Annotated in this window: 19 protein-coding genes; 14 read left to right on the plus strand and 5 right to left on the minus strand. The window is 53.9% G+C overall.

Translation table 11 applies throughout. The features are described from left to right. Positions 1–11 precede the first annotated feature (11 nt). The 7 genes from flhF to ACN06F_RS00645 all read left to right on the plus strand — a co-directional run bounded on the left by flhF (position 12) and on the right by ACN06F_RS00645 (position 7,682). A complete protein-coding gene (gene flhF, locus ACN06F_RS00615) occupies positions 12–2,222 on the plus strand; it encodes a flagellar biosynthesis protein FlhF (protein WP_433924499.1) in 2,211 nt (736 codons plus the stop codon). Beyond that, a complete protein-coding gene (locus ACN06F_RS00620; RefSeq protein ID WP_038480244.1) occupies positions 2,219–2,797 on the plus strand; it encodes a hypothetical protein in 579 nt (192 codons plus the stop codon). The genes flhF and ACN06F_RS00620 overlap by 4 nt, the downstream gene beginning before the upstream one ends. A 134-nt stretch (positions 2,798–2,931) precedes the next feature. Continuing rightward, entirely contained in the window at positions 2,932–3,360 is a 429-nt protein-coding gene (locus ACN06F_RS00625; protein ID WP_245846694.1) for a flagellar protein FlhE, read from the plus strand. A 26-nt stretch (positions 3,361–3,386) separates the two neighbouring features. After that, positions 3,387–4,088, plus strand: a complete 702-nt coding sequence (locus tag ACN06F_RS00630; RefSeq protein ID WP_038480247.1) for an RNA polymerase sigma factor FliA — start codon at positions 3,387–3,389, stop codon at positions 4,086–4,088. Between the two features lie 39 nt (positions 4,089–4,127). Further along, on the plus strand, positions 4,128–4,943 hold the full coding sequence (locus tag ACN06F_RS00635) for a motility protein A (protein ID WP_038480250.1): 816 nt from the start codon (positions 4,128–4,130) through the stop codon (positions 4,941–4,943). Positions 4,944–4,947: 4 nt separating this feature from the next. Further along, positions 4,948–5,619 carry an OmpA/MotB family protein gene (locus ACN06F_RS00640; RefSeq protein ID WP_095604347.1) on the plus strand — a complete coding sequence of 224 codons (672 nt, stop codon included), beginning with the start codon at positions 4,948–4,950 and terminating at the stop codon, positions 5,617–5,619. Between the two features lie 23 nt (positions 5,620–5,642). Then, a complete protein-coding gene (locus ACN06F_RS00645; protein ID WP_433924500.1) occupies positions 5,643–7,682 on the plus strand; it encodes a diguanylate cyclase in 2,040 nt (679 codons plus the stop codon). A gap of 9 nt (positions 7,683–7,691) precedes the next feature. Here ACN06F_RS00645 and ACN06F_RS00650 read toward each other — a convergent pair whose 3' ends face one another. Next, positions 7,692–8,249 (minus strand): hypothetical protein, encoded by a 558-nt coding sequence (locus tag ACN06F_RS00650; RefSeq protein ID WP_038486463.1) that lies wholly within the window; start codon positions 8,247–8,249, stop codon positions 7,692–7,694. 208 nt (positions 8,250–8,457) lie between these two features. Here ACN06F_RS00650 and ACN06F_RS00655 point away from each other — a divergent pair, with 208 nt between their 5' ends. Both ACN06F_RS00655 and ACN06F_RS00660 read left to right on the plus strand, forming a co-directional pair. Then, a complete protein-coding gene (locus ACN06F_RS00655; protein ID WP_120385953.1) occupies positions 8,458–10,569 on the plus strand; it encodes an adenosylcobalamin-dependent ribonucleoside-diphosphate reductase in 2,112 nt (703 codons plus the stop codon). 59 nt (positions 10,570–10,628) lie between these two features. Further along, positions 10,629–11,423: a ribonucleoside-diphosphate reductase gene (locus tag ACN06F_RS00660; protein WP_095604349.1), complete on the plus strand. Its 795-nt coding sequence runs from the start codon at positions 10,629–10,631 to the stop codon at positions 11,421–11,423. Positions 11,424–11,550: 127 nt separating this feature from the next. Here ACN06F_RS00660 and ACN06F_RS00665 read toward each other — a convergent pair whose 3' ends face one another. Together ACN06F_RS00665 and uvrA are read right to left on the minus strand one after the other, a co-directional pair. After that, positions 11,551–12,291: a Crp/Fnr family transcriptional regulator gene (locus tag ACN06F_RS00665; RefSeq protein WP_120385952.1), complete on the minus strand. Its 741-nt coding sequence runs from the start codon at positions 12,289–12,291 to the stop codon at positions 11,551–11,553. Positions 12,292–12,479: 188 nt separating this feature from the next. After that, a complete protein-coding gene (uvrA, locus tag ACN06F_RS00670) occupies positions 12,480–15,329 on the minus strand; it encodes an excinuclease ABC subunit UvrA (RefSeq protein WP_433924501.1) in 2,850 nt (949 codons plus the stop codon). A 171-nt stretch (positions 15,330–15,500) separates the two neighbouring features. Between uvrA and ACN06F_RS00675 the strand changes: the two genes are divergently transcribed. The 4 genes from ACN06F_RS00675 (at position 15,501) to ACN06F_RS00690 (ending at position 19,389) form a co-directional block, all read left to right on the plus strand. After that, positions 15,501–16,880 carry an MFS transporter gene (locus ACN06F_RS00675; protein WP_038486465.1) on the plus strand — a complete coding sequence of 460 codons (1,380 nt, stop codon included), beginning with the start codon at positions 15,501–15,503 and terminating at the stop codon, positions 16,878–16,880. Positions 16,881–17,049: 169 nt separating this feature from the next. After that, complete coding sequence (locus tag ACN06F_RS00680) at positions 17,050–17,709, plus strand: single-stranded DNA-binding protein (protein WP_089040040.1); 660 nt, start codon at positions 17,050–17,052, stop codon at positions 17,707–17,709. 58 nt (positions 17,710–17,767) lie between these two features. Then, positions 17,768–18,658, plus strand: a complete 891-nt coding sequence (locus tag ACN06F_RS00685) for a sugar nucleotide-binding protein (RefSeq protein WP_433924502.1) — start codon at positions 17,768–17,770, stop codon at positions 18,656–18,658. Beyond that, positions 18,655–19,389, plus strand: coding sequence for a lysophospholipid acyltransferase family protein (locus ACN06F_RS00690; protein ID WP_301397113.1), 735 nt, complete (start codon positions 18,655–18,657; stop codon positions 19,387–19,389). The genes ACN06F_RS00685 and ACN06F_RS00690 overlap by 4 nt, the downstream gene beginning before the upstream one ends. An 86-nt stretch (positions 19,390–19,475) precedes the next feature. Here ACN06F_RS00690 and fabB read toward each other — a convergent pair whose 3' ends face one another. Together fabB and fabA are read right to left on the minus strand one after the other, a co-directional pair. Further along, a complete protein-coding gene (gene fabB / locus ACN06F_RS00695; RefSeq protein ID WP_038480282.1) occupies positions 19,476–20,693 on the minus strand; it encodes a beta-ketoacyl-ACP synthase I in 1,218 nt (405 codons plus the stop codon). 12 nt (positions 20,694–20,705) lie between these two features. Further along, on the minus strand, positions 20,706–21,221 hold the full coding sequence (gene fabA, locus ACN06F_RS00700) for a 3-hydroxyacyl-[acyl-carrier-protein] dehydratase FabA (RefSeq protein ID WP_038480285.1): 516 nt from the start codon (positions 21,219–21,221) through the stop codon (positions 20,706–20,708). Between the two features lie 276 nt (positions 21,222–21,497). On the opposite strand from fabA, the gene ACN06F_RS00705 reads away from it, so the two are divergent. Continuing rightward, positions 21,498–23,339: a putative bifunctional diguanylate cyclase/phosphodiesterase gene (locus tag ACN06F_RS00705; protein WP_433924503.1), complete on the plus strand. Its 1,842-nt coding sequence runs from the start codon at positions 21,498–21,500 to the stop codon at positions 23,337–23,339. Positions 23,340–23,367: the final 28 nt, after the last annotated feature.

Genomic DNA, 23,367 nt, shown 5'->3' on the forward strand with positions numbered 1-23,367 from the left:
GCAGGTAAAGCATGAGCGTGAGACGATTTGTTGGAGCAAACAGCCGCGATGTGATGCGCCAAGTGCGCGAAACATTAGGTGATGACGCTTTAATTGTCGCCAATCGCCGTACCGAGGGTGGGGTTGAAATATTGGCGATGGCGGATGAAGCGGTCGATCATTTTGAACCTTCCCCTACGTCGCCACCTCCACCTACCCCAGCTCCCCAAATCGCCTTTTCAGCGCAAGATTCAGATCCGCTGCAGGCAATGAGTGAACGCTTGCTGCGCGAGATGCAGGAAATGCGGGAGCTGATTTCCCAGCGGCAGCCAACTGCCGATTCGCCCGTCTCTGCCACCACTGACGACCCTATCTTTCGTTTGCGCCAGCACCTGCTTAGCGTTGGTTTCAGCGAGGAGCTAAGCGACGAGGTGCTGGCGGCGCTGCCGACGTCATTGGTTCAGCCGGATGCCGATAGCGCGCTTGCGATGGAGTGGCTTCGTGGGCAGCTAATGGCGCGGTTACCCGTACTGAAAGAAGAAACCGGCTTTTTCGATCAAGCAGGAATTGTCGCGCTGGTGGGGCCAACAGGAGTGGGGAAAACCACCACCACTGCGAAACTAGCAGCACGTTTCGTGATGCGCCACGGTACGCGCCCTGTGGCCCTTGTCACCACTGATAGCTTTCGTATTGGTGCCCACGAACAGCTACGAATTTATGCCCGCCTGCTTGATACCCCCATGTATGCCTTAGACGCCGAGCAACCGATTGATGAGCTGGTCGGACGATTGCAGGGTAAACAGTGGGTGATTATCGACACCGTCGGTATGAGTCAGCGTGACCAGCGTGTGATTGAGCAAATTGCCCATTTGCAGGGTGGGCAAGCGTCCGTCCGCTTAGTGCTGCTGTTGAATGCAGCTAGCCAGCCTGAAACATTGGAAGAGGTCGTGTTGCGCTATCGCCAAGCCGCACGGGCGGCTGGCGCTGAGTTAGATGATTGCATTATTACCAAGCAGGACGAAGCTGGCCGGTTAGCCCCCGTGCTAGATATTGTCATACGCCATGGCTTGCGGGTGTTATTTGGTTCGTACGGGCAACGTGTTCCAGAAGATATGGCGGTTGCGAACCCTGCTGCGCTGATCGATCAAGCGCTTAATACCCCATTGGGAAGGGTGCGTGAAGGGCGATCTTCGACCTCCGCTTCGCAGCCTCACTCGGTGAGTCTGCCGCGCTGGTCGCGAGACGTGCTGGGGCAAGGGCGCCGCCTCAGCTCTGTGCTGACGCGGCTGCGTGAAAGGATTATTGGGTTTTCAGCGTTAGAGTCGGTATGGGATATCGCCTCCTTACCGGGCGTGGTGCAAGACAAACGCTTGGATGCACTACTGGCTAGCGAGCCCTGCGCGGATAAGGGGCTGGGCATGGCATGGTCTCCCCGCCGTAATGAGCGAGGCTGTGACTGGTCGATGCCCGATCTTGGGCTAGACGCCGATGGCGGTTGGCTAGCGCTAACCAGCCTACAGCACCGTCAGCCCGCAGGCTGGCAATCACGGCTGCTGCGCCAGGGCGAAACGCTGGGGGCCGCCGTACATCTGCTCCCCGTATTTCCCGACCCCGCCACGTTAGCGTGGCTAGAAGCCCAACACTTGACCTGGATCACGCTAGTAGCTGCCACTCAGCGGGTATACTGTCAGGGCGAGCGTTATGTCCTGCGCCAGCTGTTCACAGATAGCCCGCTCACAGATCACACTGATCTGCGTTTTCGTGGGCAAACAGTGCAGCTGTGGCATACCCATATTGCTGTAGAGGACGCCGCTGGTACACCGCTGTTGGCATGGGTTGGTGAAGTTCGCGATCCAGAAAATGGCAAACGCATCGCGCGCCGCTACTGGTTAACGCCTGCCCGATTAGGTGCAGATGTGCGTTCGCTTCTGGTTATCCAACTGCAAAGCGAAGGGGTGTCTAGCCTAACCAAACGCGCTTGGCAGCAGTTGAAAGATGCGGATGATGGCGAAGTAAGCACGGAGGTTCGCTTATTGATGGCCAGCGGTATCGCCGCAGCAGCGGGACACTTAGATATCGCCAATGATGACGCTGCGATAGCACTGCGTTCCGATTTGCTAAGGTTATTGGGCACCACGCGTAAGCGGCGCGACACGGCGATGCTAGATGCGCTTGTTCACGCGTTTATGGCCCGTGACGCCATTCGTCAACTCAGCAGCGTTAGCCGTGAGGGGCTGGTATGAGTGCCCAGGATCAGGCAGCGGGCCTGCGCAAGTGGGCAGATTTACAGCGCCAGCAGCGCCAAGCAGAGTCAGTTGAAAGTGACCCCACGGGAGACGAACTTACGGCTGAGTCACTGACCGCTATGACCGACTCTTTGACGGTGCCGCCAACTGCTGCCCAAACGCAAACCACTGCACCGCCCTCGGTGCCGCAAAAGCCGCTTATCGTGATCGGTATGCCTAACGGTGGCGATCAGCAGGTGGCAAGAGTAAAAGGGCGCCTAGCCCAATGGTCTGTGCTGGGGCGACGTTGGGCTGGCGACCCGGATGATTGGGATATTCACATCGTCAATGCGGATGCCGCTAATCTTGGCCAACTGAAAGAGCGCTTTCCGCGTTGGGCGCTATGGATTAATAGCGATGCCGATGCTTTCGCACAGATGTATCGCTCGCTTCGGCAAGTGCAGGAGAACGGTGGCCCTAGGCAGCTGTTAGCACTGCACGAGCCAAACTTGCCGCGCAGAGGTCTGCTCGATAACCTGCGCGAAGCAGCCAGCTATTACTTGGATATAGAGCTTTTACTGCTGGCGCGATGACGCTAGCCTGACGCCATGTGGCCGTGCTTTAACAGTGGCTATCAAGCGTCTCTATAAGGAATAAAAATGTCTATGCTCGCTGGTTTCAAGAAGCGTTATTACAACACGATAGTTACGCACATAGTTTTAACATAATGGGCTATTTTGAGATCGCTAGCTTCAAGGTTGATAACTTCAAAACCGTGTTGGTGATGGCGCTAAGCGCCATCACCATGAGTGTTTATGCCGCTACGGGCAGTTGGAGTAGTGAGGTGCCTAGCGTACTGGTCGCGATGAGTGACCGAGCTGTCAGCAGCCAGCCCATTCAACCACCGGCAGGGGCGCAGGTAGAGCATGCTGCGATAGAGCGTATTCATTGGCGTTTTCAAATGCCGGTTAATGCGCCGGTTAATGCGTGGCTATGCCACCCTGAGCAGTGTGTTCCTTTGACTGCTATGCGAGGTTCAACCACTGCGTTAGCCGGTAAACAGGTCAGTGGGCCGCTGTACTTTCGTTTTGCGTTGACGCCGGGCCAGCGCCCGGTACGGGTGCAGGAACTACAAGTGATTGTGAATTACCAGTGAACAGAGTTCAGCCGTGAGGCACGAGGATGTATACAGCACAAGGCAGGATTAAACAGAGCGAGCTGTTAACCCAATACATGCCACTGGTAAGACGTCAGGCCTTAACGCTGCAGGTAAGACTACCCGCAAGTATTGAGTTGGATGATCTTATTCAAGCCGGCATGGTGGGCTTATTAGAGGCACTAGGGCGTTTTGATGCGACCCAGGGGGCAACGTTCGCCACGTTTGCAAGTCAGCGTATTCGCGGTGCCATGATGGATGAGCTGCGAACACGTGACTGGTTGCCGCGTAGTGTACGCCGCTCTGCCAGAGCTGTGGATGATGCGGTGCGTCGTCTTGAGCAGCAGTTAGGGCGCCCGCCGGAAGAGGGTGAAATCGCGCGTGACCTGGATATGCCGCTTAGTGAGTATCAGCAATTGCTCAACGATACGAACAGTGGCCAGTTGTTGCCCTTTGAAGAGCTGGTGGCCGAAGGGGCCGAGTCTGCGAAAGAGGAAGCCACTAACCTGCCCTTCGAACAGTTGTTAGATAAACAGCAGCGTCAGTCGTTAATTGATGCGATCGATGCCTTACCTGAACGTGAAAAACTACTGATGGCGTTGTATTACCAAGAAGAGCTGAACCTTAAAGAAGTCGGGGCGGTGCTGGGTGTGACTGAATCCCGTGTCTCCCAGCTTCACAGCCAAGCGATTAGCAGGCTTCGCGCTCGCTTATATGACACCACCTAACGCTACTATCAATCACGAATAACCGGCGAGGAGCCGTTGATGAACCCATCTACGCTGATCGGTATTTTTGCCAGCATGCTTTTGCTGGTAAGCGTGCTGTTTTTTACTGCAGAGTCGCCAGAAAGCTTTATCAACTTGCCGGGGCTAGCCATTGTGGTGACGGGCACCTTGGCGGCTACCTTTATTAGTTATCCGCTGAAAGAAGTGCTACGCGTGGTGCGCCTGGTGGGGTTGGTGTTTCGGCGTGAAAACACCTATGTGCGAGATGATATCAACGAACTGGTTTCCATGGCACGGCTGTGGTTCAAAGGCGATGTCAGGGCGGTTGAGAAGGAGCTAGAGCATACCCGTAACCCCTTTTTGCGCACCGGGATTCAACTGGTGATTGCTAACACGAAAGAGGACGAAATTTTCGATATGCTGCGCTGGCGAATCGCACGATTAAAGGCGCGGGAGCATGCTGAGGCGCAGATATTTCGTACCATGGCCACCTATGCGCCCGCGTTTGGCATGATTGGCACCTTGGTGGGGCTGGTCAATATGCTGGAAGTGATGGATGCAGGTGACCTTGACGTTATTGGCCCGCGCATGGCGGTGGCTCTGCTGACAACGTTCTACGGTATTCTGCTCGCCAACCTGGTGTTCAAACCGATTGCCGTCAAGCTAGAGCGGCGCACGGAAGAGCGACTTATCACCATGAACATGGTGCTGGAGGGCATTTCGCTAATTACTAAACGGCGGCTGCCTTCTTTTATTGAAGAAACGCTCAACTCCTTTGTGGCTAATTATCATGACGAGATCCGTGATGCCTCTGTAAAACCGCGGCCAACAGTTAGTTCTGCGGCAAAAGGATAGCGCTATGCTAGATCGTGATTCACGGCACGCACTGGAATTGCCCACTGTGTCAGGGGAGGGCGATGAAGGTTGGCTAACGAGCTATTTAGACGTATTAACGCTGTTAATCACGCTGTTTGTCTTACTGCTTGCATTGACCCCGCCGGGGGGAGGGGAAGCCTTTGATCGCGATAGAATGCGTTCTGCAAGTGCTATCACCTCGCTTCCGTTGGCCAGCTTAGCAACCGGTATTCATCCACAACACAGCGGGCTAAAGCCGCGAATGACGGAGCTTAATATCCCAGGGGTTAGTGTCTCTCAAGGTGAAGAAGGTGTTACGCTGCGTATCGACGACAGCTTGCTTTTCCCTAGCGGTGACGCCGTACTAACGCCCCAGGGGCAAGATGTGTTAGAAAGCCTTCTGGCAGTGTTAGCATCCTTTGAGGGTCAAATTTCAGTAGAAGGGCATACGGATAATGTTCCCATTGCTACCTCTCGCTTCCCCTCAAATTGGGATCTCTCGGTAGGGCGCGCCATTGCGGTGGTCCGGCATCTTGAGCGCCAGGGAGTTGCTATTTCACGTATGCGGGCAGTCGGTTACGCCGATACCCAACCCATGGAAAGTAACGCAACACCGGAAGGTAGATCTGCCAACCGGCGCGTTGAACTGTTGCTAAGGCAGCAGACTGAGGGGTAAAGAGATTTCTTGAGGCCATCTCTGTGTTGAAGCATCACTCGCTACTACAGTCGTTCGGTGCATTACTGGTGCTCGATGCTGACTGCCGGCGCATACAGGCGTTTAGTAGCAACTTTGTTGAATTGCTGAGAATAAGCCTTCGTGAGGGGTGTCTCCCAACGCTCTCCAGCGTTCTAGGCAAGCGCTTAAGCCAGCGCGTACGCTACGAGCTACAAGGTCAGCAGCGTTTGCCGGGGCCGCTCACCTTTAAGTGTCCCGCTCGATCAACCCGTTTCCAGTTACATGCTTACCGTGCCGGTGCGCATGTGTTAGTTGAGATAGAGCCCCTTCATACCCTCGGTAAGCAGCGTCTACTTGGCACGGTGAACGAACGCCTGATGCGTTTAGCGGAAGCGACACATCAAGAAGAACTGCTTGATTATCTGGTGATAGCCGTTCAAGAATTAACCGGGCATGACCGGGTATCTGTATGCCATTTCGATAGTGATTGGCATGGGTTAATCGTGGCCGAGTCGTTAGCTAAGGGGCGCGTTCAGCCCGATACCGAGTTGCCGGTAGTTCGTTTACCTGCCTTGTTAGGGCAACGCTTTCCCGCCAAGGACTTCCCTATCGCACTACGGCGAGCCTATGAGCGCCATCCGGTGCGGCTGATCCAGGATGTCGCAGCACCCTGTGAGCACTTACTGCCGACGAGTGTGGCGGTAGATGTAAGTGATTGCTTCTTGCGCGCTCCGGCCCCTGAGCGGCAACAGTACTTACAACGACTTGGCGTACGCGGTGCACTAAGCGTGGCCATGCAGGGAGATACCGGCCTTTGGGGGCTGCTATTCTGCCACTCGGCAGCGGCTTACCCTGTAGCGCCGCCCGTACGAGATGCGGTACGTACCTTGGTGCAAATGGCTACGCAGCGGCTGTTACTGCTGAGAGCTCGCCAAGAAGCGCGCTATTTGCAGCGTGTACAAGATAGCCTGGTGCTTTCAAGCAATAATCGCTTAAAGCCTCAGGGGCCTTATCAGCTGTTTACGGAGCATGCCGAGACATGGAAGTCGCTCTTTCGTGCCAATGGCGTTGCGTTATGGGTGAAAGGCAGTATCTATCAATCAGGCAATACGCCCAAGCCAGAAACGATCAGCCAGTTGGCCACACGAATTGAAAAAGCCCATATCCATAGTGGGCCATGGTGTACCCAAGAGACAGCCAAAGAGCCGCTAACGTCCTCTTTAGACATGTTAGAGCAGAGTGGTGTGCTCGCCGTGCCGCTGCCTACTAACCCTGTTCAGCGCGGCTGGCTGATGTTTTTTCGCCCTGAACAAGTGGAGACGCTCTACTGGGCGATGCAGCCCTCTTCTGCATCACTACCGCCTATGATGATGTCGCCTTCTGACGCGTGGTGCGAGGAGGTCACAGGAAAAAGCGAAGCCTGGCAACGGGTTGAGCGGCTAGCCGCGATTGATCTGGGGGAAGATTTGACGCTGGCCATTTCGGCTTATGAGATCAGCACGCTCAATATGCACCTGGAGCGCGAGCGTAAAGCGCTGGCAGAAGCGAATCAACGGTTAGAACAGTTGGCACATTTTGACCCACTTACTCAGGTGTGGAACCGCTACCGCATCGAGCAGGCTATTGATGCAGAGCTGGTAGCAGCAAAACGCTATGGGGCGGCTTTCGCGCTGTTGTTATTTGACGTCGACTATTTTAAACAGATCAATGACACCCTAGGCCATAGCGTGGGCGACGATGTGCTGATTTCGCTAGCACGCATGGTGGAAAGCTCACTGCGGGGCTGTGATCATTTGGGGCGCTGGGGAGGGGAAGAGTTTGTGGTATTGGCGACCCACTCCAGTATGGAGGCCGCAGAAGGGCTTGCTGAACGCTTGCGTGGTTTAGTGGCAACGCTACAGGTGAAGGGCTTGGGCCAAGCGATAACGGTCAGCATCGGTGTCGCAGTATGGCAGCCCGATGATAGCTGCAAAACCATTATCGCCCGGGCCGATGCTGCGATGTACCGAGCTAAACGTAATGGGCGTAACCGCGTTGAAATCGCCGAAAAAAGCGTGCAGTGATACGCGGCATCATTGGTCGTCGGCGCGGCCGCATAAGCGCTGTATTCTCGCTATGGCGTCATCAGCACCATCAAGACTAAAGGTCATATACCAAGGCTCACTATCTTGTTGATCGAAACCGATAAACAGCTGTTCTCCTTGGCTCATTTGCGCCATTAATGTTTGCAGGTCGCTCAGGTAGAAGTGCGCATAAAACCCATCATCGCCTCGCTCGGTAATAAACTCGGCCATGGTATCGATGATCGGTGTGTCATCCACTCGGATCCTGGTAGGCACTAAGTTAACCGCGCGACTTTCGCCTTGTTGCTCAGCCAACGTGACCCGCATTTCCAGCCACGGTAAGTCGCAAACACCCTGAGTCGCGTTCAAACTCAAGGTGGCATCCGAATAGCTATGGGTTTCCACAGCACGAAAGTGTTGCTCACTGCCTAATGTTAGCGCCATTGACTGCCAATGATTGTGTGATTGCGCGGCATCAATATTGAACGTTGCTGCCATGCTAGGCAGCGCAGTGCTGGAAAGTATGGCGCTGAAGGTCGCTAACGCAAAAGGCTTTAAAGTAGGCATAAGGGTGGCATCGCACAAGAAAAACATTAGCCTATCGTTTGTTGACGATAAGCAAAAGGTAACGCGCTGATTTTTCTATATGTAGTAGTCTTTAACAAGAAAAATGCCGCATATAGTGTAAAGTCAAGTCTATACTTCATAACCGCAGAACGTATAATCGCACCGTTTTGAGCGCTAATTTCACCCCGTTGTGAAGGAGTTTCGCGACATGAGCACCGCAGCAAAGGCTATGAAGACTTCGAATGACGTCCCACTACAGGTTCCCTCAAAAGATATCTGGGATGCTAAATATCGGTTAAAAGATCGCCATAGCCAACCTGTTGATCAGGATGTGGGTGCTACCTTTGAGCGTGTCGCACGAGCGTTAGCGGCGGTTGAAGGTGACAATGCTAACGAATGGCTGCCAAAATTCCGTTGGGCATTAGAAAACGGAGCCATTCCTGCCGGACGAATCCTTTCCAATGCGGGCGCTGAAGCCTACAAACCTGCGGTCAGCCTGATTAACTGCACAGTTTCGCGCACTATTCGTGATTCTATGCGCGATATTCTCGACTCCGTCGTTGATGCTGGCATGACGTTGAAGTCTGGCGCCGGTATTGGCTACGACTTTTCGACGCTGCGCCATAAGGGAGCGTTTGTGTTTGGCGCTGGTGCTGGCACCAACGGGCCGCTGGCGTTTATGGATATCTACGACAAGATGTGTTTCACCGTGGCATCCGCAGGTGGTCGCCGAGGTGCTCAGATGGGCACCTTCGACGTTGGTCATCCTGATGTTCGTGAGTTTATCCAAGCTAAGCGAGAAGCCGGTCGTCTGCGCCAGTTCAACCTGAGCCTGTTGATTACCGACGAATTTATGGAAGCAGTGAAGCACAACGCCGACTGGCCGCTGGCGTTTCCATTGCACCCTGGTGAAAAAGACGATGTAAAAGCGGGCGATTTGATTTATCGCGACTGGCCCGTCATTGAAGAGGGCTATACGGTCGATGATGAAGGCCGCGTGGCTTGCCGTGTCGTTGAAGTCATTAAAGCGCGCGAGCTGTGGGACACCATTATGTCCTCGACCTATGACTACGCTGAACCTGGGTTTATTCTGATTGATCAAGTCAATCGCATGAACAACAACTGGTTCTGCGAAGATATCCGGGCGACCAACCCGTGTGGTGAGCAGCCGCTGCCGCCAGAAGGTGCTTGTCTGCTGGGATCGGTCAACTTGACCAAGTTTGTGATTGAGCCGTTTAGCGACAAGCCACGCTTTGATTGGGAACGCTATCGCAAGGTGGTAGCGATCTTCACTCGCATGCTCGATAACGTAGTGGAAATTGCTGGCTTGCCACTGCCGCAGCAACAGCGTGAGATTGAAGCCAAGCGCCGCCACGGCATGGGCTTTTTGGGGCTTGGTTCAACGATGACCATGCTTAAAATTCCCTATGGCTCTCAAGCGTCGCTGGCCTTTACCGAAGAAGTTAGCCGCCACCTCGCGCTGGAAGGCTGGAAGCAAGCGCTAGAGCTGTCTAAAGAGAAAGGCATGGCGCCTGTGCTTGAGCAAGAGCATACGATTACACCGAAAATGATGCGTGAGCGCCCCCAACTCGCTGCCGATGGTTATGAAGTGGGTGATAAAGTACCAGGACGTATTCTACATGCCCGCTATAGCCAGTATATGGCGAAAGTGGCTGAGCTCGATCCTGAGTTGGTCACACAGTTGGCGGAACATGGTGCACGGTTCACCCACCATAGCTCTATTGCGCCCACTGGCACGATTTCGCTGTCGATGGGTAATAACGCCTCCAACGGCATTGAACCCTCATTCTCGCACCGTTATTTCCGCAATATCATTCAATCGGGTAAGAAAACCAAAGAGCAGGTTGAAGTTGTCTCGTTCGAGTTAGCCGCTTATCGTCACTTTATTGCCGCCGATGCGGTGGAAAGCGATTTACCCGACTACTTTATTACCGCAGACTCCGTGTCGCCTGAGCAGCATGTGGCCGTGCAGGCGGCCGCTCAGCAGTGGATCGACTCGGCAATCTCTAAAACGGTTAACGTGCCGACAGAGTTCCCGTTTGAGAAATTCCAGGATCTCTACCTACAGGCGTATGAGAGCCGCCTTAAAGGCTGCACTACATTCCGCTTCAACCCAGAAGCGTTTCAGGGCGTTCTGGTACGTGAAGATGATTTAAAAAACACCACCTACGTGTTTGAGCTGGAAAATGGCGAGACCTTAGAACTGGCCGGCGATGAAACGGTGGTCTACGACGGTGAAGAGCATAACGCCGCCAACCTGTTTGATGCCTTAAAAGAGGGCACCTACGGCAAATGGTAAGGGCGGGCTACGCCTTGCTACGAACATCGCCCGACACCCTTTGCTAAGTGGAGAACACCATGGCTGTAGAAATTACCTCAAAAATCGTTGGTTACCGTATCAAGCAGCAGGAGCAGGCAGCGCCTGCCCCTGAACTTCCGGAAGAAGACCCGCTGACGGTCAGGATTCCCTCGCGCCCAGAAGGAACGCTAGAAGCGGTATCCGAAAAGATCTCTTATGTGGGGGCGGAAGGTCGCAAAAAAGTCTATCTGCTGGTCTCTTTTATGCCCGTGGAAGGCGTGGTGGGTGGCCGACGTGTGGTCATTGAGCGCCCGGTTGAGTTCTTTTTCCCATCAGGACAGCTTTCCAGCGAGCACCAATGGATTACGGCGACGATGCGTAGCCTTTCCCTTGCTGCGCGCGGGGGATATGTCACCCAGGCAGTGGCTGACCTGCGTAAAGTGGCGTGGGATAAAGGGTTAGTGCGCTGTGGTATGAACCGTTGGAACAAGCCAATGTTCCACGATTCCGAAGTGGCGGCGATTGCCTGGTCGATCCAGCAGATTCTTTATCGGCGCGGGTTCTTGGACCAGGATGGTAACCAAGTACCGGTAGAAATGTTGGTAGAGCGTTATGCGCACCGCATGCAGCATGGCCATGCTTGGCAACCACCGGTCGACGAGCCAGAGACCAGCTCAGCGGTTAGCGCTGTGGAGCCGATTGGCGGTGCCGCTGAGCAAGAAAACGCCGTAAAAAAGCCTGAAGGCAGTGGCCCGGCAACCGTGGGTAACTGTCCTGAGTGTCGCGGTGAGCTTATTATGATGGATGGCTGCCCAACCTGCTATGCAGGCTGCGGCTGGTCTAAGTGCGGCTAAGCCAGACAAACCCACTAGAACGCTAACCAACAACGCCGCGTGGTCTAGAGAGCCACGCGGCGTTGCTTATTTTAAGGATAGAAAAGCTTAAGAACGAATAATCTGCCGTTGATTCAGGCGTTAGGGCTCAGGCGCTAACAAGTAGCGGCCTGACGTTATCGGTTAAATAGCAGTCGTCGAATTCCCCTTCGGTAGCCAACGCCTTTAAATCGGGAATAGTGACGTTATGGCGGTCACGGAACACCAAGCCATCTTCATTCAATGCGCTAAACGTGCGGCTCACATGAACCGGGCTCAAACCTAGAATATCGGCTAGCTGTTCTTGAGAAAGTGGCAAACGGAACTGTTCGCTGATGTCATGATTAGTCTGGCGTAAGCGTAGGTACATTTCATGGAGGAAGTGGGCCATTTTTTGCCTAGCACTACGCCGCGCTAAGTTGACCAGCCGTTCCGTTAGTAGCGCCTGATGGCGACTGCCAATGGCAAACATCACCGAGGTCAGCGTTAGTGACTGACGAAATAGCTCTAGCATGCGCTTATGGGGAAAATGGCAGACCACGCCGTCAGTAATCATGCGCACGTTTTCCAGCCGCCTGGAAAACGCAAACTCTCGCAAACCGATAATATCGCCAGGCAAAAATACTTCCAGAATTTGCCGATCGCCGTTTTCTAAATGTCGATAGGAGTAAGCCCAGCCACTGCGCAAGGTGCAAAACTCATTCGCGGGGGCGTCAATTTCCCACAGCAGTGACCCTGCTTTGATATCGGTAGGACTCTCTTCCAACTCGATTAATAGCGCTTTTTCTGCTTCAGTTAGTGAGCAGTAGTGACTGAAGTGGCTAATAATGCAGCTTTTATCCTGATCCACAGCTTCCTTCTCCTAAAAAGGTTAGCAACGATTAACAGGCCGCGTTGTTGATAAATATAAACGTTAATCAATATAAACAGGGCCGTCCTATGTTGCTTGGTCTTTTCTGCTCTCTTGTCGTCCTTGGGGAGGGGCAGGCATATCGCTGTCATTTTCCAGGGGGGGAGTTACCCACCCTGGAAGTGGCGCTAGGCGGTTTTTTTGGCACGATTACCACGTTTTAACAACGGTGCCAGGAAATGCCCTGTATGGGAAACGCTCTGCTTGGCAATCTGTTCTGGTGTTCCTTCGGCAATAATTTGTCCACCGCCAGAGCCACCTTCTGGGCCAAGATCAATAATCCAGTCAGCCGTTTTGATCACATCCAGGTTGTGCTCGATCACCACAATGGTATTGCCGTGATCACGTAGGCGGTGGAGTACCGTGAGTAGCTGACGGATATCCTCAAAATGCAGGCCAGTGGTGGGCTCATCCAATATATAGAGCGTTTTTCCGGTGTCACGCTTGGCTAGCTCACGGGCCAGTTTGACACGCTGCGCTTCACCGCCAGAAAGGGTAGTGGCACTTTGCCCTAGGCGGATATAGGAGAGGCCTACATCCAACAGGGTTTGCAAACGACGAGCGATAGCAGGCACTGGGCTGAAGAACTCCAGGGCGTCCTCTACCGTCATGGCCAGCACTTCGTGAATCGTTTTGCCTTTATAGTGGATATCCAACGTTTCGCGGTTGTAGCGTTTGCCTTTACACACATCGCAGGGCACATAAATATCCGGTAGAAAGTGCATCTCTACCTTGATCATGCCTTCGCCCTGGCACGCTTCGCAGCGGCCGCCTTTAACGTTAAAGCTGAACCGGCCTGGCTTGTAGCCTCGCGAACGCGCTTCCTGAGTGCCCGCAAACAGCTCACGAATCGGGGTGAAAATACCGGTATAGGTAGCTGGGTTTGAGCGCGGCGTACGACCGATAGGACTCTGGTCAATATCGATCACTTTATCGAGCTGATCAAGCCCCTCTACCTTCTCATAGGGAGCCGGGGTCAAGGTAGTGGCGCGGTTAAGCTCGCGGGCCGCGATCGGCATCAGGGTGCCGTTGATCAGCGTCGACTTGCCCGAGCCGGAAACCCCCGTGACGGCAATAAACAGCCCCAGCGGCAGGCTGAGCGTGACGTTTTGCAGGTTATTGCCCGTCGCGCCGCGCACCACCAGCTGCTTTTCCGGATTGCCGGGAATGCGGTAGGGGGGCACAGCGATTTCCCGCGTTCCCGACAAGTACTGGCCGGTCAGCGAATTGGGGTTGTCCATCACGTCTTGAGGCGTGCCCTGAGCGACAATTTCGCCACCATGGACACCTGCACCAGGACCGATGTCGAGTACATGGTCCGCAGCGCGAATGGCGTCTTCGTCGTGCTCAACCACGATCACGGTGTTGCCCAGGTCGCGAAGGCGCTCCAGGGTTTTCAACAGACGGTCGTTATCCCGCTGGTGCAGGCCGATGGAGGGCTCGTCCAGAATGTACATCACGCCCACCAGCCCCGCGCCAATTTGGCTGGCGAGACGGATACGCTGTGCTTCGCCCCCCGAGAGCGTGTCAGCACTGCGCTCCAGGTTCAGGTAGTCGAGCCCTACGTTAACCAAAAACTCTAGCCGGGCATGAATTTCGTTAACGATCTTATCGGCAATCTCGCCTTTGCGGCCCGGTAGGGAAAGCTCGGCAAAGTAGCGCCATGCCTCACCGATAGGTAAGTGCACAATATCGGCAATGTTATGATCATCGACAAATACATGGCGTGACTCTTTGCGCAGCCGCGAGCCACCACAGGTGGCGCATGGCTGCACGGCGATGTACTTAGCCAGATCGTCACGCACCATGTTGGATTCGGTTTCCCGATAGCGACGCTGCATATTGGGTAATACGCCTTCAAAAGCATGCTCGCGCGTTACCTTGCGGCCACGGTCTCCCACATACACAAAAGGAATCTGTTCGCTGCCACTACCGTTTAAAATAATCTCACGTTCATGACTAGCAAGCTCAACCCACGGCGTTTCGAGCTCAAACTGGTAATGCTTGGCGAGCGCTTGCAGTTGGGTAAAGTAATAAATGTTGCGCCGATCCCAACCTTTAATCACGCCTTCCGCCAGCGATAGCTCTGGATGGCTAATCAACTTGTCGGGGTCAAAATACTGTTGCACACCTAAGCCGTCACAGGTGGGGCAGGCTCCGGCCGGGTTGTTGAACGAAAACATCCGCGGTTCAAGCTCAGAAAGTGAATAGCCGCACACCGGACAGGCAAAACGTGATGAAAAGGCAAGGTCGTCCTGATCGCCATCCATGAAGTGGATCATCGCCGTGCCGTCGGTGAGGTTGATCGCGGTTTCAAACGATTCTGCTAGACGCTGGGCAATATCATCACGCACTTTAAAACGGTCAACCACCACGCTGATATCGTGTTTCTTGCGCTTGTCGAGCGGGGCAATATCGTCAAGTTCTAGCACTTGACCATCAATCTGTACCCGAACGAAGCCTTGAGCCCGCAGTTCTGCCAGCAGTTGCAGGTGCTCCCCTTTACGACCTTTCACCACCGGCGCAAGCAGCATCAACTTGGTGCCTTCGGCCAGGTTCATGACTTGGTCGACCATTTGGGAAATGGTTTGTGCTTCCAGTTCCTCGCCGTGCTCTGGACAACGTGGTGTGCCTGCCCGGGCGAACAGTAGACGCAGGTAATCGTAAATCTCGGTAATCGTGCCGACGGTAGAGCGGGGGTTGTGGGACGTGGATTTCTGCTCAATAGAGATCGCAGGCGAAAGCCCTTCGATGTGATCCACATCGGGCTTTTCCATCATCGAAAGGAACTGACGCGCATAGGTGGAAAGCGACTCCACATAGCGGCGTTGCCCCTCAGCGTAGAGCGTATCGAACGCCAGCGATGACTTACCTGAGCCGGATAGACCGGTAATGACGATAAGTTTGTCGCGGGGCAGCTCCACATCGATCTGCTTGAGGTTGTGGGTGCGTGCACCCCTGACCAGAATGCTGTCCATCAACACCTCGAATCGCGTGGCAAAAGTGTAATTATACGTTTGCTGTACCCCTCCCGGCAAAGCTCCATATTGATATGGGGTCAGCGCTTGGCGTTTCCAGCGTGGATACAAAGCGCTAGAATGGACGGTTATCTCGGGCTGTTCAGCCCCTTTATTGACCACAAGGGTATTATGCGCAAGGTTTCCGCACTGCTGCTGGCCACTGAACGCCGTGCAATCAGCGGCTTAGCCGGGCTTTATGCGTCTCGTATGCTGGGGTTGTTTATGGTGCTGCCGGTGTTGGCGCTTTACGCTGACACCTTAAGTGGCGCTACCCCATTGTTAATTGGTGTCGCATTAGGTGTCTATGGACTAACTCAGGCAACGCTACAGATCCCCTTTGGGCTGCTGTCAGACCGTATTGGTCGTAAGCGCGTTATTGCCATGGGCTTACTGATTTTTGCCGTAGGAAGCGTGGTCGCTGCTATGGCAGACTCCATTGGCGGGGTTATTTTGGGTCGCGCGCTGCAAGGCTGTGGTGCCGTTGCTGCAGCGATTATGGCGCTACTGGCCGACCAAACCCGTGAGCAGGTGCGAACGGCGGCGATGGCCACGATTGGGCTCTCCATTGGCGTGTCGTTTGCGATTGCCATGGTTCTTGGCCCCTGGCTGGCGGCTTGGGCGGGCCTAGCGGGCGTTTTTTGGTTTACGGCGCTGTTAACGCTCGTCGGTTTAGTGGTGCTTTGGCGATGGGTGCCGCCCGCACCACGCCGTTTGCGCCACCGCGATGTGGGGATGGATCGCCAGCAGTTTAAAAGTGTTATTACGCGCCCCGATTTATGGCGGCTAGATCTGTCGATTTTTTCGCTGCATCTGGTGTTAATGGCGATTTTTGTTGCTGTTCCTTTCCGTCTATTAAATGCAGGCGTCGCGATTGAGTATCACGGGCTGGCTTATCTAGCGATTATGGCGCTGTCGTTTATTGCTATGGTGCCGCTGGTGATCGTGGCCGAGAAATACCAGCGCATGAAATTAATATGCTTGCTGGCAATCGGCGCCATTGTCATTAGCTTGGGCAGCCTGGGGCTGCCATTCTCCCAAGAGAGCTGGCTGTTCGCATGGCTATTTGTTTTTTTTACAGGATTTAACTTGCTCGAAGCCACGCTGCCATCAATGCTCAGTAAGTTGGCACCCGCGGGTGCTAAAGGCACCGCGATGGGGGTGTACTCTACCAGCCAGTTTTTGGGTGCTTTTTTAGGAGGCACGCTGGGTGGCTTGTTGTCGAATCTATGGGGGCTTGATGCGGTGTTCTTCGGCTGTGCAGGGCTAGCGCTGCTGTGGTGGCTGGCGATGTGGCGTATGCCGTCGCCACCGCCTCTCTCCAGCGAAGTCGTAGCACTACACGATACGCAGCCTGATGCATTAAATCTGTTGATGGAACATCTCGCTGATGTTGTGGGCGTGGAAGATGTAATGGTGGTGCCGGAGGAGCGCTTGATGTACCTGAAAGTGAATCGCAAAGAACTCGATCAAGCAGCGCTGACGAGGTTGTTATCACCACCTAAGACGTAACGACCATCTCTGATCATTTGTACAGCAAGCGTTTACACCTCCATGTTTAAACACATAGCGAAGCTTTTACACACATTTGCTGCATGGCATTCAGGCCTGTCAGCCGTATCAGTGATACCCTTGACGGCACTGGTATTGATATATGACCGATTATTGAAAGGAGCGACCTATGGCGCGCGGTATTAACAAAGTCATCTTGATTGGTAATCTGGGCCAAGACCCTGAAGTACGCTTTACGCCCTCAGGAACGGCGGTAGCAAACCTGAATTTGGCGACGTCTGACACCTGGATGGACCGCCAAAGCGGACAGCGCCAAGAGCGTACCGAGTGGCACCGCATTGTGTTGTTCAATAAAACCGCTGAGATTGCCCAGCAGTACCTAAAAAAGGGCTCTAAGGTATACATTGAAGGTCGCCTACAAACCCGTAAGTGGCAAGACCAAAATGGTCAAGATCGCTACAGCACGGAAATTGTGGCCAACGATATGCAGATGCTAGATAGCCGTGGCGGCGATTTCCAGGGTGGCGGAGCCCCTCAAGGTGGTTACGCACAAAATAACCCTGCGCAAGGTGCGCCGGCCCAACAGCAACCCGCGCCGCAGCACCCAGCTCCTCAGCATGCGGCCCCTCAGGGTCATCAGGGTGGCGGTATGCCACAGCAGGGTGGTTATCCTCCCCAAGGTGGTGCTCCTCAAGGTAACTATGGCGGCGCGCCCCAGCCTGCTCGTGGACCACAACACAACCAGCCAGCCCCGGCTAATCAAAACAGCAATTATGGGGCCCCCGATCCAGGCAACTTCGATGATTTTGACGACGAAATTCCGTTCTGACCGCCTGAACTGAATAGTTCGCCACATTCCTGGGGTTAGGTGAGAGGGAGGTTCTGTCTTGAAGCTGCTGATACTAGATGCGGGGCACTGCTTAAGTTTGGCATTAGCCCGAGAAGCCAGTCGTCGAACGGATACTGAGCTTATTATTGAGCAGGGTACTACGATTACCTCCGCTCAACTCCAGGAGATAACACCTGATGCGGTGATTATTCCCCCATTAGCGCACCCGCTCAGTATGGCACCTGCCGATGTAATGGCACACGCTGATGCCGTTGATGTCTGCGTCGATGCATGCCAAGCACAAGGCATTGCGTTGGTGTGGTGTGTTTCAGACCAGCTTTACGAAGACGGTTTTGAAATCCCCATCGATGAACATGTGGTGCCTGCTCCCAGGGATGAGAGCCTGCGCCGCTTAGTGCAAGCGGGCGATCGTATTCGTGCTGAGTATCACCGACATCTCATTGTTCGCTTAGGCCCCTTGTTTGCGCTGGAAGGCAGCCATGCGTGGCTAAACGAAATAATCGACAGCTTGATGATTGGGCAGTCTGCTCGCGCCGCTGAGGATGTCATTTTTTGCCCTACGTCTGCCGATGCTGTCGCCATGGCGTTGATAGGCATGCTGCAGCAGCAAGTCTGTGGGGCCGATGCTTGGGGGGCTTACCACTTAGCGGGCACCGAGCCTGTCAGTGCGTTTACATTTACCTCAATGGTTCGCACCCAACTGGCAACCCATCTGGAAGGTCGCGGCGAAAGTGTCGCCCTTGGCGAAGTACAAGCACTTAATCATCACCATGATGCCAAGCTGCGGCGAGTCCTTAATTGCCGCCGTGTTCTTGATGTGTTTGGTGTTCACCAGAAGCCATGGCGGCTGGAGGTAGGACGAATGCTGGATGCGTGGTGTTTGAGGCGGGAACAACAGCAGGGCGAAGGGACAGGAGAGTTGGCTTGATCAATCTGGTTCGCAGCTTGGTTTTTTATGTGGGATATTTTTCTGCCATGCTGTTGATTGGCATTCTTTTTTTGCCAATTGCACCGTTTTTGCCGTTGGCTGCCCGTTATCGTTTGCTAAACCTCTATAACCATTTTCTGATGGCGTGGTTCAAAGTTGCGTGTGGCGTGCGATACGACATTCAGGGGCGAGAAAATATTCCGGCGGGCCCCTGTGTGATCCAGGCCAACCACCAATGTGAGTGGGAAACGGTATTTCTGCAGGTGATGAAGCCGCCCGTTTGCACGGTATTAAAGCAGGAGTTATTGCGACTGCCTATTTTTGGTTGGGGATTACGTCTGTTGCGGCCGATTAGTCTGGATCGCTCGAAGCCTGCCCGCGCTATGAAGCAGGTGTTGACGCAGGGTGTCGCGCGACTGGGAACGGGGCTTTCAGTGCTTATTTTTCCAGAGGGAACGCGTGTCGACCCAGGGGTTCGAAAGCGCTACAACAAGAGTGGTAGCGTGGTGGCCTGCCGAGCAGGTGTGCCGGTGCTACCAGTGGCACATAATGCTGGTGAGCGCTGGCCTGGTCGCCATTGGGTAAAGCGCCCCGGCGTGCTTCGGGTTCGTATTGGTGCGCCTATAGAAACTGCAGGCCGTACACCTGATGAGGTGCTGGTGGATGTTGAAGCCTGGATTGAAGGGCAGTTGCAAGAGATTTCAGAGGTGCCTCGGCCAACTTCTCGTTAAGTTAAGCAACCTTTAGATGAACATAAAAACGGCGCCTTAAGGCGCCGTTTTTATAGCGTATTGCACATGCACTGCATGACTAGGAATTAGCCATTAAAGCGCTGAAAAACCAAGCAAGCGTTAGTGCCGCCAAACCCAAAGCTGTTGGAGAGCACTCGGTCGATGGTAACGCCATCACGTCGCTCTCTAACGATGTCAAACCCATCTGCCTGCTCATCAAGATTCTCGATATTAGCTGAGGCAGCGACGAAGTCATTTTGCATCATTAGCAGCGAATAAATCGCTTCTTGAACGCCGGTTGCGCCTAACGAGTGGCCGGTAAGCGACTTGGTTGAGCTCATAGCAGGTGTGGTATTGCCAAATACCTCACGGATCGCCTTCAGCTCAGCCACATCGCCCACCGGTGTAGACGTGCCGTGGGTGTTAATATAATCAATATCACCCTTAACCGTCGCCATGGCCTGACGCATGCAACGCGTCGCACCTTCCCCGGAAGGAGCAACCATATCGTGGCCGTCGGAGGTGGCGCCATAGCCCACCAATTCGCCGTATATCTTGGCGCCGCGTGCTTTAGCATGCTCCAGCTCTTCAAGCACTAACATGCCACCGCCACCAGCAATGACAAACCCATCGCGTGCTTGATCATAAGGGCGAGAGGCTTTCTCTGGCGTATCGTTGTAATGAGTTGAAAGGGCACCCATCGCATCAAATAAGCAAGAAAGGGTCCAGTGCTCTTCTTCGCCACCACCGGCAAACACGATATCCTGCTTACCAAGCTGGATTTGTTCCATCGCACTACCAATGCAGTGAGCAGACGTCGCGCAGGCGGAGGAGATAGAAAAATTAACGCCTTTTATCTTAAATGGCGTTGCCAAGCATGCTGACACGGTGCTGCCCATCGTGCGGGTAACACGGTATGGCCCTACACGGCGTAGGCCTTTTTCGCGCATGACATCGGCTGCTTCTACCTGATTTGCACTGGATGCCCCGCCAGACCCGGCTATAAGCCCAGTCCGTTCGTTGGACACCTGCTCTTCAGAGAGCCCCGAATCCTCAATGGCTTGTGCCATAGATACATAGGCATACGCTGCCGCGTCGCCCATAAATCGGCGAAGTTTGCGGTCAATGAGAGAATCAAGGTCGATGTCGACGCTACCCGCGACATGGCTACGGAAGCCGCGTTCGGCGTACTCTTCCTTAAAACGAATACCGCTGCGCCCGTTTTTGAGCGCGTCTAAGACCTGTTGCTGGTCGTTGCCTAAGCACGATACGATGCCAAGGCCGGTGACTACCACTCGTCGCATGGGAGCCTCCTGTCAGAAATTCGCAGTGGAGGTGAATAGGCCAACGCGCAAATCATTAGCCTGGTATATATCGCGTCCGTCGACGGACACAGTGCCGTCGGCGATGCCTAGAATAAGTCGGCGGGTAATAATGCGCTTCACATTAATGTGATACGTTACTTTTTTCGCGTCGGGTAGAATCTGGCCGCTGAATTTAACGTCGCCACAGCCCAGTGCACGTCCACGACCTGGGTGGCCAAGCCAACCCAGGTAGAAACCCACAAGCTGCCACATGGCATCTAGCCCCAAACAGCCTGGCATGACTGGGTCACCGGGGAAGTGACAATCAAAAAACCACAGGTCCGGAGTGATGTCCAGTTCGGCAATTAGCTCGCCTTTACCATGCACACCACCTTCTTCGTGAATGTGCATGATGCGATCGAGCATCAGCATGTTGGGTGCCGGAAGCTGTGCGTTTCCTGGGCCAAATAGCTCGCCGCGCGAGCAGGCCAGTAGTTCTTCGCGATCAAAGGAATGTTGCTTGGTCACTGAATCGTTCCGAGTATCAAGATGGTAGTTGGGTCTAGTCTACTTCCCGAAACCTCTGAATGCACGTTGTTGGGCACTTATCGTGTTTTCTCTACAGCTTTTTACCTGTCAGCCGATAGAGGTTGTTAGTATTTCGTTATTTCAAATACGCGATTCTGCACAATAAACGCCCTATTGACGTAATATGGTGTATCCATGTTTTTTTGTTAAGCGGCATGATGCCAGATCTGTAACCCATGCCCTATTTGGCTCATTTATAGGACACACTAAACCGCCATGTGGCTGTCTGTTTCTCTTAATCGTCCGCTGGTGTGGGTGGCGCTAATAGCGCTGCCCGCTTGTGTGTGGGTGCCTGACTCGGCGTTACGTATGGTGGCGGCCAGCTTGGTTGCATTTGGCATGTGGGATGCTTGGAACCAAATACGCCAACAACATTTACGGCTACGTCTTTCGCAAGATGCAATAGGGTTGGCGAGTGACGCCATTGTCATCAGCGATGTGCATAATCGCGTCTTGACGGTCAATCCCGCCTTTACTCAAATTACCGGCTTCGAAAGCCAGGAAATGATTGGCCGTAAGCTAGAGACGTTGGCGGCTCAGCGTCACGATAAAGCGTTTTATCAGACGTTTTGGAGCACGCTAAAGGCGACTGGCCGTTGGGAGGGCGAGATGTGGAATCGCCGCAAGCACGGTGATGAGTACCCTGAGTGGCTAAAGGTCCGTGCGGTTACCGACAAGCGTGGCAAAATTACTCACTTTATCAGCCTCTTTACCGATATTTCCTCCCAAAAAGCACGCGAGCGTGATCTGCGCCGAATTGGTTATGAAGACCCGCTAACGGGATTGCCAAACCGGCGGCGCTTACACGATCTGATGTCCTCTCGGCTGCGCCATCTGCGAGCAGGTGAAAGTTTGGATATGGCGTTGATTGATATTGATGGGCTCAAATCGGTGAATGACAGCTTAGGGGTCGAGCAGGGGGATCGTTTGTTAGCGCGCTTTGCCCAACGATTAACGGGTTATATGGCTGGCAGCGCAGTGGGTAGGCTGGGAGGTGATGAATTTATGGTGATTCGCACGACCACCTTTGATGACCATGATCAGTGGGTAGCGACCCTGCGTGAGCACATGAGCCGACCATTCGAAATAAAAGATCAATCGCTACGTCTGGGGTTAACGATTGGTAGCTGTCGTGCCCCTGAAGATGGCAGTGATTCCGGCGTGCTTTTTCAGCGGCTAGAGTCTGCCTTATATAGTGCCAAACGCTTAGGGCGTAATCTCAGCCAGCGGTTTCGCCCCGCGCTGGATAAACAAGATAATCCCCAGCTTGCTCTGGTGAGCGATTTGCGGGCCGCGTTGATATCCGGTGATCAGTTGGAGCTGCATTACCAAACGCAGCATCATCCAGGAACTGGCGATTTAGTGGGTATGGAAGCGCTGCTGCGCTGGCGTCACCCTGAGGATGGCATGATCTCTCCGGGCGATTTTATACCGCTTGCTGAACGTCATGGATTGATGGCCGAACTCGGTAGTTGGGTGATCGAAAAAGCCTGTGCCCAGCAGGCGCACTGGCAATACAGCGGTATGCCGAAAGTGACGGTATGGGTCAATATTTCTGCGCTGCAGCTTTTTCAGGGAGACCTAGAAACTCTGCTGTCTAGTTGTTTAGAACGCTACCAACTAAAAACGTCGCAAATTGGCTTGGAATTGACAGAATCTGTTTTGCTGGACGAGCGTGCCGGGGATATGGGGCCTCGCCTGCAGGCGCTGCGTAACCAAGGCTATGCGATTGCAATCGATGATTTTGGTACTGGCTATTCATCGCTTGGTTATTTGAAGCGATTGCCGGTAGATAAAATTAAGCTAGATCGTGCGTTTATTCGTGAACTGCCTCATGACCAAGCAGATGCCGCTATTGTCACGGCTGTGTTGGCGATGGCAGAGGGGATGGGACTGGAAGTGGTCGCCGAAGGCGTAGAAACTCAAGCGCAATGTCAGTTTCTGATTAACGCCGGTTGTACGTCAGTGCAAGGGTTCTATTTTGCTAGGCCCTTACCTGCTGCGGAGCTTGAGCAACGTTGGGTGCCGCGCATACTTGCTGAATCAATGCCTTCGTGAATGCTAAACGCCATGCTAGAAGCAAGTA

This window comes from Vreelandella sp. 21 (assembly GCF_050995515.1).
Classification (GTDB): Bacteria; Pseudomonadota; Gammaproteobacteria; order Pseudomonadales; family Halomonadaceae; genus Vreelandella; species Vreelandella alkaliphila.